Origin of the sequence: Bordetella sp. 15P40C-2, from assembly GCF_009763235.1 — a bacterium.
GTDB lineage: Bacteria > Pseudomonadota > Gammaproteobacteria > Burkholderiales > Burkholderiaceae_B > Bordetella_A.
The window spans coordinates 16,861-33,078 of record NZ_WSJA01000042.1 but is presented as its reverse complement, the minus strand read 5'-3'; the positions used below and the strand labels follow the sequence as shown (position 1 = coordinate 33,078).

At 60.7% G+C, this 16,218-nt stretch carries 13 protein-coding genes; 6 read left to right on the top strand and 7 right to left on the bottom strand.

Annotation, left to right across the window (positions count from 1 at the left end; genetic code table 11):
- The first annotated feature begins 44 nt into the window (after nucleotides 1-44).
- Nucleotides 45-683 carry a glycerol-3-phosphate 1-O-acyltransferase PlsY gene (plsY, locus tag GOQ25_RS16410; RefSeq protein WP_160351552.1) on the top strand — a complete coding sequence of 213 codons (639 nt, stop codon included), beginning with the start codon at nucleotides 45-47 and terminating at the stop codon, nucleotides 681-683.
- Nucleotides 684-699: 16 nt separating this feature from the next.
- Here the strand turns inward: plsY and tsaD are convergent, their stop codons facing one another.
- Nucleotides 700-1,743 carry a tRNA (adenosine(37)-N6)-threonylcarbamoyltransferase complex transferase subunit TsaD gene (tsaD, locus tag GOQ25_RS16405; RefSeq protein ID WP_160351551.1) on the bottom strand — a complete coding sequence of 348 codons (1,044 nt, stop codon included), beginning with the start codon at nucleotides 1,741-1,743 and terminating at the stop codon, nucleotides 700-702.
- A 73-nt stretch (nucleotides 1,744-1,816) separates the two neighbouring features.
- Here tsaD and GOQ25_RS16400 point away from each other — a divergent pair, with 73 nt between their 5' ends.
- The 5 genes from GOQ25_RS16400 (at nucleotide 1,817) to GOQ25_RS16380 (ending at nucleotide 9,824) form a co-directional block, all read left to right on the top strand.
- Nucleotides 1,817-3,109: an NCS2 family permease gene (locus GOQ25_RS16400; RefSeq protein WP_160351550.1), complete on the top strand. Its 1,293-nt coding sequence runs from the start codon at nucleotides 1,817-1,819 to the stop codon at nucleotides 3,107-3,109.
- Nucleotides 3,110-3,512: 403 nt separating this feature from the next.
- Complete coding sequence (mgtE, locus tag GOQ25_RS16395) at nucleotides 3,513-4,898, top strand: magnesium transporter (protein ID WP_160351549.1); 1,386 nt, start codon at nucleotides 3,513-3,515, stop codon at nucleotides 4,896-4,898.
- Nucleotides 4,899-5,152: 254 nt separating this feature from the next.
- On the top strand, nucleotides 5,153-6,160 hold the full coding sequence (locus GOQ25_RS16390; protein WP_160351548.1) for an LLM class flavin-dependent oxidoreductase: 1,008 nt from the start codon (nucleotides 5,153-5,155) through the stop codon (nucleotides 6,158-6,160).
- 24 nt (nucleotides 6,161-6,184) lie between these two features.
- On the top strand, nucleotides 6,185-6,577 hold the full coding sequence (trxA, locus tag GOQ25_RS16385) for a thioredoxin (protein WP_160351547.1): 393 nt from the start codon (nucleotides 6,185-6,187) through the stop codon (nucleotides 6,575-6,577).
- Nucleotides 6,578-7,505: 928 nt separating this feature from the next.
- A complete protein-coding gene (locus GOQ25_RS16380; RefSeq protein WP_160351546.1) occupies nucleotides 7,506-9,824 on the top strand; it encodes an autotransporter outer membrane beta-barrel domain-containing protein in 2,319 nt (772 codons plus the stop codon).
- An 83-nt stretch (nucleotides 9,825-9,907) separates the two neighbouring features.
- On the opposite strand, the gene GOQ25_RS16375 is transcribed toward GOQ25_RS16380, so the two are convergent.
- The 6 genes from GOQ25_RS16375 to GOQ25_RS16350 all read right to left on the bottom strand — a co-directional run bounded on the left by GOQ25_RS16375 (nucleotide 9,908) and on the right by GOQ25_RS16350 (nucleotide 16,042).
- Nucleotides 9,908-10,492 carry a YigZ family protein gene (locus GOQ25_RS16375; protein WP_160351545.1) on the bottom strand — a complete coding sequence of 195 codons (585 nt, stop codon included), beginning with the start codon at nucleotides 10,490-10,492 and terminating at the stop codon, nucleotides 9,908-9,910.
- A 104-nt stretch (nucleotides 10,493-10,596) separates the two neighbouring features.
- Nucleotides 10,597-11,493 (bottom strand): transporter substrate-binding domain-containing protein, encoded by an 897-nt coding sequence (locus tag GOQ25_RS16370; RefSeq protein ID WP_370519981.1) that lies wholly within the window; start codon nucleotides 11,491-11,493, stop codon nucleotides 10,597-10,599.
- Between the two features lie 50 nt (nucleotides 11,494-11,543).
- Entirely contained in the window at nucleotides 11,544-12,317 is a 774-nt protein-coding gene (locus GOQ25_RS16365; protein ID WP_160351543.1) for an ABC transporter permease, read from the bottom strand.
- A complete protein-coding gene (locus tag GOQ25_RS16360) occupies nucleotides 12,314-13,312 on the bottom strand; it encodes an ABC transporter substrate-binding protein (RefSeq protein WP_160351542.1) in 999 nt (332 codons plus the stop codon). Before GOQ25_RS16360 ends, GOQ25_RS16365 begins: the two co-directional genes overlap by 4 nt.
- A 124-nt stretch (nucleotides 13,313-13,436) precedes the next feature.
- A complete protein-coding gene (locus GOQ25_RS16355; RefSeq protein WP_160351541.1) occupies nucleotides 13,437-14,213 on the bottom strand; it encodes an ABC transporter ATP-binding protein in 777 nt (258 codons plus the stop codon).
- 224 nt (nucleotides 14,214-14,437) lie between these two features.
- Nucleotides 14,438-16,042: an ABC-F family ATPase gene (locus tag GOQ25_RS16350; RefSeq protein WP_160351540.1), complete on the bottom strand. Its 1,605-nt coding sequence runs from the start codon at nucleotides 16,040-16,042 to the stop codon at nucleotides 14,438-14,440.
- Nucleotides 16,043-16,218 lie beyond the last annotated feature (176 nt).

The following is a 16,218-nucleotide window of genomic DNA, read 5'->3' as shown; positions in this document are numbered from 1 at the left end:
GTAGAATCCGCAGCCACGACACTCTATGCAACGGATGCTCTCTCATGGTGCACACTGCCCCTTCCACCCTGCTCTGCGCCGCGTTGATTGGCCTGGCCTACCTGATCGGTTCGATTCCGTTCGCCGTGGTGGTAAGCAAAGTCATGGGATTGCAGGACCCCCGCAAGTACGGCTCGGGCAATCCGGGCGCGACCAATGTATTGCGCTCTGGCAACAAGGCAGCGGCGGCATTGACGTTAATCGGTGATGCGGCAAAGGGCTGGTTTGCGCTCTGGCTGGCGCAAACGCTCGCGCCGGGACTGTCGTGGACGGTGTACGCGCTGGTGGCCCTGGCCGTTTTCCTGGGGCACCTGTACCCGATCTTTTTAGGCTTTAAGGGGGGCAAGGGCGTCGCGACAGCGCTGGGAGTGCTGCTGGCGGTGCACCCGATGCTGGCATTGGCCACGGCGGCCACCTGGATCATCGTCGCGGTGTTCAGCCGCTATTCTTCGCTCGCGGCCCTGGTGGCGGCATTCTTTGCGCCGGTCTACTACGTGTTCGGCTCAGGCGTAGCCTGGTATGCGCAGGCGCCCGTAGGCGCTGCGTTGGTTCTGATTACCGTGTTGCTGTTCTATCGTCACCGCGCCAATATAGGCCGCTTGATGTCAGGCACGGAAAGCCGGATCGGGTCTAAAAAGAAATAAGCACCGTGGCAATCCGTCAGGATGGCACGCAGACGTCGGCCAGATCCCAGCGTGGGCGCACGGTAAACGCGTGCACGCCGGACTTCAAATCCACCAGACCCGCCTTGACGCGTTCGGCAGCGGCGAAGGCAATCATCGCGCCATTGTCGGTGCATAAGGCCAATGGCGGGAAATACGCCTTGCCGCGCAGAGGACGCAAGGCATCGGCCAGCTGTGCACGCAACAGCTGATTGGCGCCCACGCCACCGGCCACGACCAGACGCTTGAGCCCCGTTCTGCGTAATGCCTTGATCGCCTTCGCGACCAGCACGTCAACGATCGCGGCTTGCGTCGCGGCAGCCAAATCGGCGCGGGTTTGATCGTCGAGCGACTGCCCCGCCCGTTCGGCTTCCTTGACCTTGGTCAGCACAGCGGTTTTCAGGCCGCTAAAGCTGAAATCCAGATCGCCGCTATGCAGCATGGGGCGCGGCAACGTAAACCGGCGCACATCGCCTTGCGCGGCCATGCGAGACAACGCGGGGCCCCCGGGGTATCCCAGGCCCAACAGTTTGGCCGATTTATCGAAGGCCTCGCCCGCCGCATCGTCGAGCGTCTCGCCCAATAATTCATAGCGGCCCACGCCATCGACGCGCATGAGCTGGGTATGCCCGCCGGATACCAGCAGCGCGACGAACGGGAATTCCGGCCGCGGCGTGTCCAGCAAGGGAGAGAGCAAATGCCCCTCCAGGTGATGGACCGGAATCGCTGGCAGTCCGCGCGACCACGCGAAGGACTGGGCGACGCTCGCACCAACCAGCAGAGCGCCAGCCAAGCCCGGCCCTGCCGTATAGGCCACCGCGTCGATATCGTCGAGCGTCAGGCCGGCCTCTTCCAACACCTGGCGCGCCAATGGCACGGCGCGCCGTATGTGGTCACGCGATGCGAGCTCGGGCACCACGCCCCCATATTCCTGGTGCATGGCGATTTGCGAATGCAGGGCGTGCGAAAGCAGTCCGCGCTCGGTGCATACGGCTGCAACCCCCGTTTCATCGCACGAGCTTTCAAAACCTAGAATGATCATGGTCGCGAGTTTACATCTGGTGCGAAAATGTCGGATTGTTGATCCTACAAAAACCTTAACCGGGAACCCTGCCATGCTGGAGAAGCTATTCAACCTGCGCGAACACGGTACGAATGCGCGTACCGAGATCGTCGCGGGCCTGACGACGTTCTTGACGATGTCGTACATCATTTTCGTCAATCCCAATATCCTTTCCTCTACCGGGATGGATCGCGATGCGGTTTTCGTCGCGACGTGTCTGGCGGCGGCGTTGGGTTCGTTCATCATGGCGTTCGTGGCGAACTGGCCCATCGGCATGGCACCCGGCATGGGCTTAAACGCGTTTTTCGCGTTCACCGTCGTTCAGACCATGGGGTATACATGGCAGCAGGCGCTGGGCGCGGTATTTATCTCCGGCGTGATCTTTCTTGTGCTGACGATGACCGGTATCCGCGCATGGCTGATCAAGGGGATTCCGCACTCATTACGTAGCGCGATCGCCGCCGGCATCGGCTTGTTCCTGGCCATCATCGCACTGTCCTCGGCCAAAATCGTAGTGCCGCATCCAGCGACGATGGTGACGCTGGGCGACCTGCGCGAGCCCGCGCCGCTCTTCGCCATCCTCGGGTTTTTCATTATCGCGGTGCTGGACGCTTTGCGCGTGCGTGGCGCGATTTTGATCGGCATCATCGCCGTTACCGTGCTGTCGATGCTGACGGGTCACAATTCCTTCCACGGCATTATTTCGCCCCCGCCGACCTTGGCGCCGACGTTCATGCAAATGGACATTGTGGGCGCGCTGCACACGGGTTTCGTGCATGTGATTCTGGTGTTTGTCCTGGTGGAGGTGTTCGATGCGACGGGTACCTTGATGGGTGTGGCCAAGCGCGCCGGACTTGTGCAGGAAAATCGCCCTAGCCGACTGGGACGCGCGCTTTTCGCCGACAGCACGGCGATTGTGGCTGGCTCGATGTTGGGTACGAGCAGCACCACCGCCTATGTTGAAAGCGCCTCGGGCGTGCAGGCTGGCGGCCGCACCGGCATGACGGCCTTGGTGGTCGGCGTTCTGTTTCTTGCCGCTCTCTTTATTTCGCCGCTGGCGGGCTCGGTGCCGGCTTATGCGACTGCGCCTGCCCTGCTGTATGTCGCGGGCCTGATGATGCGTGAACTGATCGACATTAATTGGGACGACGTGTCCGAGGCGACGCCGGCCGCGCTGACGACGCTGGTCATGCCGTTTACGTATTCCATCGCCAATGGCTTGGCGTTCGGCTTTATCAGCTACGTGGTGCTCAAGACCTTTACCGGCAAGTTCCGCATGATTCACGCGGCGACCTGGCTGGTGGCCGCGCTCTTCGTTATCCGGTACGCGTTTTTCCCGGGTTAACGGCCGCTGGGCCGGGGTGCCCGCGACGCAATGTCGTGGCGCCCCCCCAGCCTCGGCCCTGGAGCGCGCCGTAGGCTCGGAGCGCGCTTCGCCTCCATCGGCTTAGCTAGTCTTTCGCAGCGCATGGGTCTTAACGGCCCCTCCTCAGCGCCTCGTCTTCATCCCCTACCTCCTCCATGACCGCTCACCGCTTCGAATGCGGGCGTGCGCGGTTGCACCTTTTTAATAAATTCGGGTTAACCCTCAGCTTTTCGGGAACTTTTCCTTTTTGCGCCCAGTCAACGGTATGTCCGCAATCACGGCACTCAGACGTTGAAGCCGCGTCTCGCTTGGCCACGCAGGACAACCTTCGTACTTGCCCCTGCGTTTGCATGCGCATCATCACAGAAAAGGAGAACAACAAATGAACCGCGAAAAACTGTTGATGACCCTAGAGACTCTGGCCCAGTCTCTCGACGCGACGGCCCTGGTCGATACCATCCGGCACACTCACCCCACGGATTTGGTCGAAGCGCTGGATGTGCTCCCTGACGAGGAAATCGTCGAACTGTTGATGAAGCTTCCCGCGCAAGATCGCGCGGAGCTGTTTTCGCATTTCCCAGATCATCGCCAGGATGTCCTGCTGCGCGTAATGCCCCGGGATTCGATTGTGCAACTCTTTGAGCAGATGCCATCGGACGATCGCGCCGACCTGTTCAACCGCCTGAGCGAAGAAGCCAAGCAGAAACTCCTGCCGGCGCTGGCAAAGGTCGAACGCGACGATATTCTCAAACTGGCTTCCTATCCCGAAGGCACCGTCGGCTCGGTCACCAACTCGGACTATGTATACGTATCGCCAGACATGAGCGTGGCCGAAGCGCTCGCGCATGTGCGCGCCACTGCGCCCAATAAAGAGACGATTTACGTCATCTACGTGGTCGACAGCGAGCAACGCCTGTGCGGTACCGTGTCGCTGCGCGAATTAGTCCTGGCTGACGAAAAAGCCCTGATCAGCGCAACGATGCGCGCGGAGCCGGTGTTCGCTCGCGCCGAATGGCCGCGCGAGCAGGCCGCGGAGATGATCCGCGACTATGACCTGTTGGCATTGCCCGTCATCAACGGCGGCGAAAGGATGATCGGTATCGTCACGGTGGACGATGCGATGGATATTGAACGCGAGCAGGATGCCACGCAGCTCGCGCGCTTTGGCGGCACGTCGTCGCTAGGCGGTCCGGATCTGGACATGATCGCGTCGCCCTTCAAACAGATGTTCAAGGTGCGTGTGTTCTGGCTGGCGATCCTGACGATCTTTGGCATCATCACCAGCACCTTCGTGGCGGCGCAAGAGGAAATCCTCTCGGAGGTCATCGTGCTCGCGGCTTTTATCGCCCCCATCATCGACATGGGCGGGAACACCGGGAGCCAGTCGGCCGCCCTGGTGATTCGCGCCATGGCGCTGGGCGACTTGAAGCTGCGCTGGCGCGATGTCTGGTTCGTCATCAAGCGTGAGCTGCCCGTGACCGTGATGCTGGGCGTGTCCATCGCGATTCTGGAGGCGGTGCTGGCGTACTTCTCCAAAGGCGTCGGCATGGATGTATTGCTGGTGGTGGGCCTGTCCATGTTCACGTGCACGGCGGTCGGCGGCGTGATCGGCGCGCTCTTGCCCTTTATCGCACGCCGTATCGGCACGGACCCCGCGACGCTGTCTTCGCCGCTGATCACATCCATCATGGATTTACTTGGCATGTTCATCTATTTCGGGTTCGCGTACGCGCTGCTTGGGGACCTGCTCAAGCCCGCGATGGGCTAAGGAAAGTCGTCAGGGCAAGGGCCGCGACGACCGCCTCGCATCCGTTTCGGCCTTCGCCTTATGGCGATGGACAAAGCCCATGAACTACAGTGGGCACGAGGCTTGCGCGCCCATCGCCATTGACTCCGACTATCAACCTGATCGACGACACGGTTGATCGCGCCCCCTTTTCATTTCGCCTATACACTTGGGCTATGGCGATCTATTTATAGATCGCTTCCTTTTTAGCGCTGTGTTTTTCCGGAGACCGCTGTATGAGTGAACTGGCCCGCGTGCCGTTTTCCGTTTTGGATCTAGCCCCGATTGTTCAAGGGGGCGACGCCGCTGGTGCGTTTCGCAATACGGTGGATCTGGCCCAACATGTCGAGCGTTGGGGCTATAACCGGTTCTGGCTAGCGGAACACCACAACATCACTGGCATTGCGAGTAGCGCCACGGCCGTGCTGATAGGCCAAGTCGCCGCGCACACCAAATCGTTGCGCGTGGGTTCGGGTGGGGTGATGCTGCCTAACCATGCGCCGTTAATTATTGCCGAGCAGTTCGGTACGTTGGAAAGTCTGTTCCCTGGCCGTATCGATCTCGGTCTGGGACGCGCGCCGGGCAGCGATGGCGCCACACAGCGCGCGCTGGGCCGCGGCCCGCGCAGTGGCTATGATTTCCCGGAATTATTGGCCGAGCTGCGTGCATTCCTGGCCCCCGCGCGCCCCGAGCAAGCCGTGCGGGCGATCCCTGGCGCGGGGCTGGATATTCCGATCTGGTTGCTTGGATCGAGCGATTTCAGCGCTCGGCTGGCGGCAGAACTTGGCCTGCCCTTTTCTTTTGCCGGGCATTTCTCGCCGGAAGGCATGGAAGCCATGCGCCTGTACCGGCACCTGTTCAAGCCTTCGGCCACCTTGTCGCGGCCGTATGCCATGATAGGCGTACCGATTATCGCGGCCGATACTGACGAACGGGCTCGCATGCTGGCGACGACCCAGCAAATGAAATTTCTATCGTTGATACGCGGCAACCGCCTGCCCCTGCAGCCGCCCGTCGAAAGCATGGACGGTCTGTGGAACGAATGGGAGCGGCAGGCTGTGCACCAAAAACTGGCCGCGTCCATCGTCGGCGGTCCGGAAACCGTCAAACAGGGGCTGGAAACCTTAATTGCGCGTACTCAGGCTGACGAGGTCATGATCGTGTCCGATTTTTATCGGCATGAAGACCGTTTGCGCTCTTACGAAATACTGGCCTCACTGAAAACAGGTAGCGTCGCTTCCTGAAACCCTACTGTAAAGGATACCGATATGAGCAATATCGTCGAACTCACCCAAGCCACGTTCCAGGAATCGATCAAGGCCGACAACACCGTCATCATCGATTTTTGGGCACCCTGGTGCGGCCCCTGCAAGGGCTTCGCTCCCGTGTTCGAGCAAGTCGCAGCCGAGCATCCGGATGTGACGTTTGCCAAGGTCAACACCGACGTCGAGCAGGAGCTGGCCGGCGCGTTGGGCATTCGTTCCATTCCCACCATCATGGTGTTCCGTGAACAAGTGCTGCTCTTTTCCCAACCGGGCGCGCTGTCGGCTGGCCAGCTGTCCGAGCTGATGGAAAAGGTAAAAGGCCTGGATATGGAAAAGGTTCACCAGGAAATCGCCGCCGCGCAAGGCGCTGGCAATGGCGGCGCCGAGGCACAGTAAGCCCGGCGAGACCGTGACGCGCTGAGCGTTACGGCAGTCTGAAGTCGCATCGATCCCCGCTGCATGAGCACTAAGGTGCTTTGATGTAGCGGGGATTTTGTTTGCCTCGCCGAATCGGACGTAACGACCCTGTTTTACAGGAACGCTCTCCTCTCCCCCGGTACTTACCAGGCACTGGATGCGAGGAGCAAACATGCACCATAAGACTCACCCCGCTTGCGCGCGACGTTGCGCGAGAACGGTCGACCGCAGAGGCGCGGGCCGTCGCGCGCCATTGACAATATCCGTCTTGATCAGCGCGCTTGCGCCTCTTTCGTTCCCGCCGAACGCAATGGGCGGGAATCCCGAGAAAGAGGAAGAAATCGAACAGCCCTCCAAGCCTGCTGACTCTCCTGCGGCTCATACCTCGTCCGCACCGCTGCACTGGCGCTTGCGTGAAGTACGCGGAGGCCTGAATAGAGACTGGGGCCTCCTCGATCCTGAGCCAGAAGGCGAGACAACACCCTCTCCCCGGGGTAACTTGACGTCCGATCCACTTCCCGAGGCAAAGCGGCAACGCCATGCGGGACGAAGCTTGCCTTCATTGTCGGACGTAGCGGAAAGGCGGGACGATGCCCAGCCGCTGCCGCGTTACTTGAGTGTTCAGCAACCAGCCGCTGATGATCCAGCGCTCAACGCGATGGCGCACGACCACGGACTTTTCTCTACGCTGCAAAGCCTCATCGCTACGCCTTCCACATCTGGGTCCTCACGATCGGAACCCGATACAGCCGATGCGGCGCACGTGTCTCCGCAAACTCCCCCCGCGGCTCGGCCTCACCAGGTCTCTACACCGTCAAGCACCCATACCACTAAAACGCACGGGCAGCTGCCGAAGACATTTGACGCGCTGATTCGTGAGGCGGAGCGTAGCACACGCCACCTTGCCATGCCTTACTCCCCGGCCGCCTTGCCGAATACTACGAATGACGAACAGAGAATCGACGCACACGTGAAGTACGCGATGGCGCGAGAGCACCACATGTTTGCCAAGCTGGGCCAACTCTTGAGCCCCCCGCCGCAACCTCCGACCTTGACACAGGAGCAGTTGGCCTACCAAGCAAAGCGCCGAGCAGAACTGCAGGAGCGAATAGACCGGATACTCGCGTCTAATAACATACTCGACCCCGACGCCTCGCCGCCCGACGCCGAAGCGTCAATACGTGCGACGGTCGCTGCCCAACGCCCCACCATTGAAGTCACAACCTCTGCCTCCGGACCCGGTGACGCTGGACCCGGGCCGGCGCTGACGGGCGCGGGCCCATTCGGACCCAACCGTGGCGCCGACGGCCCGGATGACGACGCTGACGATGCCGGTGTTGCCGATAACTCTCCACTCCCGGCACAAGCCCCGCCCTATGTCGAACCCAGCATGGTCAACGATCAGCAAACTCACGCCATGGACTCTGTCGATAACGGCGCGGGAGGCGCGGCCGGCGCCTTGAATGGCCGGATACTGGGAAGCCTGGGTGCGTTGGCAGCAGCGCATGGTAATCAAGAGCGATGGCTCGTTTATGGCGCGGCCTTGACCACGGCTTATGTGGTGGCAACCGAAACGTCCATGGGCGGTTATATCGCCCAAGGCGCCTCGGACGCCTGGTCCAGAGCCCGGGGCTTATGGGACAGTCCGTTGGCACCATCCGTAAATTCACCGGCGACCGGGGGAATCGGGGACACGACGCCGCAGGATACGCCATCCGCCGCCGAATCGGACGGGGCACCGCAGAGCATCGAACCGTTGGAGTCGCAAGCGCAGGCCCAAGATAATGCGCCCGACCCTTCAATGTCACCCAGTACCCATATCAGGCTTGCGGAATCCAGGCATCTGTCCCAGTTCCTTGATCAGGGCAATGACACTTGTCCCGCTGGCCCATCGGACGCGCCATCGCCGAATGCTTCGCAGAATCCATCCCCGCCGTCCCCGCCATCCATGCCGCCGGGGCACGACGACATAAGTCCTTCGGAAGACGATGGCAGTCTGCCCGAGGACGGCTCCGAGGCTGGCTCAGAGCCGGATCCGGATGCTGCTGCAGGCACGACATCGGATCAGGCTGGCAAACCCAATCAGCAGGCGTACCCTCATGTCACAGAAAACCTGAAGCCGTCTGAAAACGAAGAGGACCCGGATACGTCCAAAGACCTTGCCGAGCAAAGCGAACCAGTCCCCCCAAGCGAAGAAACCGAACAAACCGCGCAATACGAGGCCGAGCCAACCCACGCGTCGTTGCTGGCCAATGAGCCGCCGGTCGCTTCGCGGCCCGTTGTCGTCTACCCGCAGGCCGGGACGTATGTTTCCAACGCCTGGGCCGCGAACACCATGTTCCAAATGACGTTGCTCGGCCGCTCTGAAGCCGCACGTGGGGGCAGCTTGGGCGGGCAATCGAACGGCGCGTGGGCGATGTATGCGGGCTCACGTGGGCGTCTTCGAGACGATTCCGGCAAGTTGGCGACCCAAGGCGACAAAAACTCGGTGTTAATGGGGTTTGATCTGATGACGCGCAACACGCCGGGCGGCCAGTTCAAGGCGGGTTTATTCGGTGGGTACGGTCATTATTACGGTCTGACGCGCTCAAGCGATGTCGCATACACCAGTCGGGGACGTGTAGACGGTCACGGTGTGGGTGCATATGCAGCCTACGTCAATAATCCTGCGTCCCATCACGGACTGTATCTGGACAATTGGGTCCTGTGGAACCGGTTCGACAATCGGGTGCGCGGTGGCGACGCGATCTCGGATCGCTATCATTCGAAAGGATTCACCGCCTCGACCGAGCTAGGCTGGCGGATCAAGCTGGCAGAGCGCAACAACGTGAGCTTTATGCTGCAGCCCCGTGCGCAATTGATTTATCAAAACGTGCGCGCGCCGGGGACGCACGGCACAGACGGCACCCCGGTAGAGATCGACAATGCCTCGCGCTGGCAAACCCTGATCGCCGTTCGTGCCGCCGCGCGTGTCAATACGGGATATGCGATCGCCGTGACCCCTCACGTCGAGGCGAGCTTTTGGCACACCACCAAAGGCTACCGGGTGCGTATGGAAGACGCAACGACTCAGATGAACAGCGGCCGCAATATCGCTCAGTTAAAGCTCGGCGTCCAAGGTCAACTCACACGCAACTTGTCGGTGGACCTCGGGGCGTTCCATATGATCGGTCAGCGCGGGTTCAAGGAAACCGGCGGAAATATCGTTGCGACGTATCGATACTGACCGATAGCACACTGCAGTGTAAGCGCAAGAATGATGTCCGGATGGCAGGGGTAGATGCGCCGCTGAAGCTCCTGCCAAACACCCTAACTCACGTCCCAGGGTGAGCGGCCGCGCGTGATATCCGCCACCGTGCGCTCAAGGGATTCCAACGCCGCGCACGGTACACGTAACTGCAAACATGCTCCGTCCCCGTCGAATGTCTCGGCTTCGACGGACGCTCCAGATTGATGAATACGCGATTTGAGAATGGGCAACTCGCTATACGCGCATCGGCATGTTACCTGCCTCGTTTCGATAATGGGCATACGGGGGCCAAGGCGCAGACACTGCGCGGCGCTGCCGCCATAGGCGCGGACCAAGCCGCCAGCGCCGAGCTTGACGCCACCAAACCAACGCACCACTAGGACCGCCACGCGATCCAGGCCCTGGCCCTCGATGGCCTGTAGTATTGGCCTGCCCGCAGTCCCGCCGGGCTCGCCATCGTCATTGAAGCGATACAGCTGGCCGATACGATAAGCCCAGCAATTGTGAGTCGCCGTGGGATCACTATGCCGGGCGAAAAACGCCATGGCTTCCTCGATAGTCGCCACGGGGGCCGCATAGGCTGCAAAGCGGCTTTTCTTGATCTCTTCTTCGTAGGCGCACGGGGCGCTCAATGTGTCGCTCATGGCCGTGATTGTAGGCGAGCGCGGTAATTGGTGTCTGTGTATCGCCTCGCGCTGGCATCATCGGCTGCACTCACTCGGCCGCATTGTCATGCCCTACGCGCGTTTTAACCGCCGTGGCAGTCGGGGACTTCTTGATCCAGATAAACGTCGAACGCGACATCGCGCGCCCATTGATCGATCATGGCCGGCACCACTTTGGCCCGACGCCATTGCTGCATGGCAGAGTCCAGCCATGCCTGGGTAGCCGAGTTTTCCGCTAAGAGCCACACGCGTTCGCTATGCGCGCCTTCGGGTGCCAAGGTGGAAGAAAATTTCTTCCATTCGGGGAATTCCATCAAAGGCTGCCAGGTTACGTCGTCGATCACGCCGACGTCGCAATCGCCTTCGCGCACCGCCACCAGTGCGTCCGAGGGCACGCGGTAGGTGCGTACCTGCGCTCCCCATTGTCGAGCCAGCGCCTGCGCCTGAAACGCCGCCGTGGACATGCAAACAGTCTTGCCTTGAACATCGCGCCAATGGCGCAGCGTGGTGTCGCTGCGGATCACTGCCTTGGGACGCGCGCGATAACCGGTAGCGACTGCCACCGTCCCCGGAACCGCTGCGGTTAACACCTGCTCATGAACCAAGGCATTTGCCGGCGGTGCGGCCAACCGATCGGCAAGCACGAGATCAACGCGTCCGCTGGCGAGCGCCGCGGCGCGGCCTGTCGGATCAACCTGCACCAACTTCACCGGCAGATTCAACTGCTGCCCAAGCCGCCGTGCCATGGCCTCGTCGAGGCGTTCGGGCGACCGGATCTTGGCTCCTGCACCGGGCTCGGGAGGCAAATACGGGATTCCCACAATGAGCTCGCCACGCGCTTGCGCTTGCGCGAAGACACCAGTCGGCGCGCCGCTGTCCTGCCCTGCGGGTGCGGCGTTGACCGACATGCCGGCAGACAGCGCGACACATAGCGCAATGCGTAGAACGGCGAGCCAGGACTGGGGGAACATAGCAATCATGAACGCAAGGTTAGCGGCAAGCAACGCACCACGCGCCGCTCGCCTGGGACTCACACGTATTGATAACGCAATAACCGATGCTTGAGATTCTCTAGAATCAGTTGATCGATCAGCGCAGCCAGGATAGCGATGACCAGAATATTCGCCATGACCCCGGTCATATCCGCGATCTCGCCCGAATAGGCGAGCGAGCGACCAAGGCCTTTGCCAAACCCGATCAACATCTCCGCCGAAATCAAAGCACGCCACGCGTTGCCAAAGGCCAGCTGCGCGCCGGTGATGAGTTCGGGCATGACGGCCGGCAGATAAACGCGTTTGATCAAGCCCCAACGCGTGGCGCCCATCACCCGCGCCGCCGACACATGCACCCGCTGCACCGATTCCGTCGCGTTCATGACGCTCAGCGCTGCCGGGAAAAACGCCGAGAGCGCAACGACCACGATGATGGGCGTACTACCAAAGCCCATCAGGATAAGAAACAACGGCACCCAGGCGATCGACGGAATCGACTGCAGAATCACGATCGCGCTGCGCAGCACCTCGCGGAAGAAGGTCAACACCGCCGCGACCAGGCCAAATCCCACACCGGCCAGCAAAGCAAGGCCATACCCTGCGCCCAGCCGGCTCAGCGTACCGAATAGCGCCTGGTGAAACGAGGTCTCGCCAATCTCGCTATACAAGCGTTCTAAAACTGCCGGCACGCCCGGCATAAGAAAGTCTGGCAATACCCAGGCTGCCGTCTGCCACAACAACAGGATGAACACCACGCCAAGCACACCGGCGAGGTGCTTGCGCATCCCTGTAACACGCGTTGAGTTACTCAAAGTTGACGCGCCTCTTGCCAGGACAAATCAATGATGCCGGAAACATCGTATGGCTTACCATCGCGCGTCTTGAGCGAGCCTTGCGCTTGCAAGATGTCGGCGATTTCCTGCATGCGCGCCGCGTCTTTGTCGGTCAGCTTGGCGGTGAAGACCTGCGTCTTGATGGCGTCGGTAATGACTTGCTCGCGCGGCATCTCGCCATGCTTTAAGGTCTTGAGCGTCGGTTCCGCGATGAAGTAGGAGGCGATGAGCTTGGAGGCCTTCTCGGGATCGTTCTTGAGCAGATCGATGGCCTCTTTTTGTGCGTCCAGGGCGGCCCAGACATCATTCTTGCGCTTTTCCAGCACTTCGCCGGAGGTGATCACCACCATGCAGGGGAACGGCCAGGACTGACCCACCTCGTAGATCTGTTTAACCGGCGAGACCAGCTGAGCGATGCGATCGTACGGCTCAAACAGGAAAGCGGCGTCCGCACGCTTGCCCACCAGCGACTGCACCGCCACGGCCGGGCTCACGCCCATGATGTTCACATCCGACGGCTGCAGGTTGCCTTCCTTGAGCACGACGCCCTTGAGCACCACATCGGCCGTGCTGCCCTCTTGCTGCGAGGCCAGCACCTTGCCTTTCAGATCGGCGATCGAGTTGATACCCGAGTCATCGCGCACGACGAGCGAGTGATAGCCCTGCTGCGCGCCGCCCACGACTTTCAGGTCCGCGCCCTTGGATGCCCAGGCCACCGCGTTGGTAAAGCCAAGCACGCCGATGTCGGCCTGACCGCCAACGATAGCCTTGATCAGGTCGGTGCCCGACTTGAATTCGATCAGCTCGGTGTCCAGGCCGGCATTCTTGTAGAAATCGCCTTCCTGCGCGACGATGGCCTGCGCGTCGTCCATCACGCGCAGATAACCGACGCGGAATTTCTCCGCGGCCATGGCCGGCGCCGCGGCGATAAGCGCCGCTGCGAGCGGCAAAGACAGCCATTGCTTCAGTTTCATGAAAGGCTCCTAGATTCGTTTTCTTAGAGTGATAGTGTTCAGTGTCGGGTGCGCAACGCTGCGGCTGAGAATGCTTTCGCAGGCGCGACCGACGGTCTTCGGATTCAGGTGTAACGGCTCGATTTCAGGGCTGGCCAGTCACTTCTGTGGTGTCTTGGTCCGTGTGGGTTGCCACATTGATGCCCAACAAACTCAGAATCTCGCGTTTTTCGGCCGCCAGATCTGACAGATCGTGAGACTTGCGCCTGTGCGTCAGGTTGAACTCGCGTAGCACCCGTGCCGGGCGAGCGCTAAAGACGACGATCCGGTCGGCGAGGAACAATGCCTCGTCCACATCGTGCGTCACCAGCAGCACGGTCGGCCGTTCCTGCTTGATTAGCTGCAGCAAGACATCTTGCAGGCTGAGCCGGGTCAGCGCATCCAGCGCGCCGAAGGGTTCATCCATCAACATCGTCTGGGGCTGCGCAATGAAGGCACGCGCCAGCGCGGCGCGTTGGCGCATGCCACCCGATACCTGCTGCGGAAAATAGTTTTCGAATCCCGCGAGACCCACGCGCGCCAGCCAAGCTACGGCTTTCTCGCGCGCCTGCGCCTTGGGAACGTTCTGAAATTCCAGGGCCAGCGATACGTTATCGCGTAAGGTCAACCATGGGTACAGCGCATGTTCCTGGAAAACCAGCGTGCGGCTGGGATGAGGCCCCTTCACCGGCTGACCATCGGCGAGGACGCGACCCTGTGTCGGAAACTCCAAGCCAGCGGCCATGTGCAATAGTGTCGATTTCCCGCAACCCGAGGGGCCTACCAGCGCGACCAGCTCGCCTGTGTCGAATTTGCTCGAAAACCCGTCCACCACGTTCAGGGCACCGAAAGTCTTGTGGACGTTTTCAAAGGTCAGCTTCATGTTGGAGCGCGCAATCAGGCATGGGATTCAGGACAGAATCCAATCTACCAACGCTCTTTATAATCACCAACTATTATTTAATAATTCCACCATAACTTTTAGAGATATAAAACGTTCGCTGGAAAATAAGACAGGCGACTAGGTTGTCCCGGTCGCCTGCCCGCGCGCCTGGCGGGGACCCCGCCGGGCGACCGCACAGTGTGGTCGTTATGCGCTAACTACTATTAGCCCTCAATGCCGCGCGAAGCCAGGTAGTCCTCATACCCACCGCGATAGTCAACCACCTCGCCGCCTGGCAGCACCTCGAGCACGCGCGTGGCCAGACCCGAAACGAATTCGCGGTCGTGCGACACGAAAATCAGCGTGCCCTGGTATTTTTCAAGCGCAAACTGCAGCGACTCGATCGATTCCATGTCCAAGTGGTTGGTCGGTTCGTCCAGCAGCAGTACGTTGTGCCGACCCAGCATCAAGCGACCGAAGGTCATGCGGTTTTTCTCGCCGCCCGACAGCACCTTCGGCGCCTTGGGCAGATCGTCCGCCGAGAACAGCAGGCGACCCAACACGGAACGAATCGATTGATCGTCGTCGCCCGGCTGACGATAGTTGCTCATCCAGTCGAACAGATTCACGTCGGTCTGCTGGAACTGATCGGAGACGTCCTGGGCCATGTAGCCCATATCGGCATTGTCCGACCATTTCAGGCTGCCGGAATCCGGCGCCAGGTCGCCCGCCAACATGCGCAACAGAGTCGTCTTACCCACACCGTTCGCCCCGATGATGGCGATCTTCTCGCCCGCATCGATCATGGCCGAGAAATCGCGAATCACCGGCGCATCGTAGGACTTGGACAACTTCTCCGCCGTCATGGCCAGACGGTGCATGACCTTGTTCTGCTCGAAGCGGATAAAAGGGTTCTGGCGCGAGGAAGGCTTGACCACGACTTGCTCGGCCTTGATGCGATCGATCTGCTTCAGACGCGACGTTGCCTGACGCGACTTGGATTTGTTCGCTGCAAAACGGCGCACAAAGTCCTGCAATTCGGCCACGCGTTCCTTGGCCTTGGCGTTGTTGGCCACCAGACGCTCGCGGGCCTGCGTGGAGGCCAGCATGTAATCATCATAGTTGCCCGGATAAATACGGATCTCGCCGTAGTCCAGGTCAGCCATGTGGGTACACACCTCGTTCAAGAAGTGTCGATCGTGGCTGATGATGATCATCGTGCTCTGATAACCGTTGAGCACGGTCTCCAGCCAGCGGATGGTGTTGATGTCGAGGTTGTTGGTCGGTTCGTCCAGCAACAGCACATCGGGGTTCGAGAACAGGGCCTGCGCCAGCAGCACGCGCAGTTTCCAACCCGGCGCGATTTCGCGCATGGGCAGCTGGTGCTGATCCACGGCGAATTCCAGGCCAAGCAGCAGTTCGCCAGCACGAGCTTCAGCGGTATACCCGTCGTACTCGGCGAATTTCGCCTCGAGTTCGGCGGCGCGCATGTAGTCGTCTTCGGTGGCTTCGGGGTTCGCGTAGATCGCGTCGCGCTCGGTCATCGCGGCCCACATTTCGGTGTGGCCCATCATGACCACGTCCAGCACGCGGTAGTCTTCGAACGCAAACTGATCCTGGCGCAGCTTACCCAGGCGCACGCCCGGCTCGAGCGACACATTCCCGGCGGAGGCTTCAAGGTCGCCGCCGATGATTTTCATGAAGGTCGATTTGCCCGAGCCGTTGGCCCCGATCAAACCATAGCGGTTGCCCTCTCCAAACTTGACGCTGACGTTTTCGAATAGAGGTTTGGGACCGAACTGGATAGTGAGATTGGCGGTAGATATCACGGCGATGTATAGGCAGGGATCGCCCGCGAGAAGCGCGGGGCTAAACCGGATAGTGTACCAAGACCGGGCGCGACTGGCAGAGACGGTGTGCGCGAGCCGCGTTGACGGGTATTTTCCTGCTATATATGGACACCGTGATCGTCGGCCGCGTCTGGGCGGGAAAGCCAATTTCGGGC

What these genes read in the sequence shown, in the direction of transcription:
- plsY (WP_160351552.1), top strand. Translation starts at nt 45, where the DNA reads ATGGTGCACACTGCCCCTTCCACCCTGCTCTGCGCCGCGTTGATTGGC.
- GOQ25_RS16370 (WP_370519981.1), bottom strand. Translation starts at nt 11,493, where the DNA reads ATGATTGCTATGTTCCCCCAGTCCTGGCTCGCCGTTCTACGCATTGCG.
- GOQ25_RS16355 (WP_160351541.1), bottom strand. Translation starts at nt 14,213, where the DNA reads ATGAAGCTGACCTTTGAAAACGTCCACAAGACTTTCGGTGCCCTGAAC.
- mgtE (WP_160351549.1), top strand. Translation starts at nt 3,513, where the DNA reads ATGAACCGCGAAAAACTGTTGATGACCCTAGAGACTCTGGCCCAGTCT.
- GOQ25_RS16400 (WP_160351550.1), top strand. Translation starts at nt 1,817, where the DNA reads ATGCTGGAGAAGCTATTCAACCTGCGCGAACACGGTACGAATGCGCGT.
- GOQ25_RS16380 (WP_160351546.1), top strand. Translation starts at nt 7,506, where the DNA reads ATGCCTTACTCCCCGGCCGCCTTGCCGAATACTACGAATGACGAACAG.
- tsaD (WP_160351551.1), bottom strand. Translation starts at nt 1,743, where the DNA reads ATGATCATTCTAGGTTTTGAAAGCTCGTGCGATGAAACGGGGGTTGCA.
- GOQ25_RS16390 (WP_160351548.1), top strand. Translation starts at nt 5,153, where the DNA reads ATGAGTGAACTGGCCCGCGTGCCGTTTTCCGTTTTGGATCTAGCCCCG.
- trxA (WP_160351547.1), top strand. Translation starts at nt 6,185, where the DNA reads ATGAGCAATATCGTCGAACTCACCCAAGCCACGTTCCAGGAATCGATC.
- GOQ25_RS16375 (WP_160351545.1), bottom strand. Translation starts at nt 10,492, where the DNA reads ATGAGCGACACATTGAGCGCCCCGTGCGCCTACGAAGAAGAGATCAAG.
- GOQ25_RS16360 (WP_160351542.1), bottom strand. Translation starts at nt 13,312, where the DNA reads ATGAAACTGAAGCAATGGCTGTCTTTGCCGCTCGCAGCGGCGCTTATC.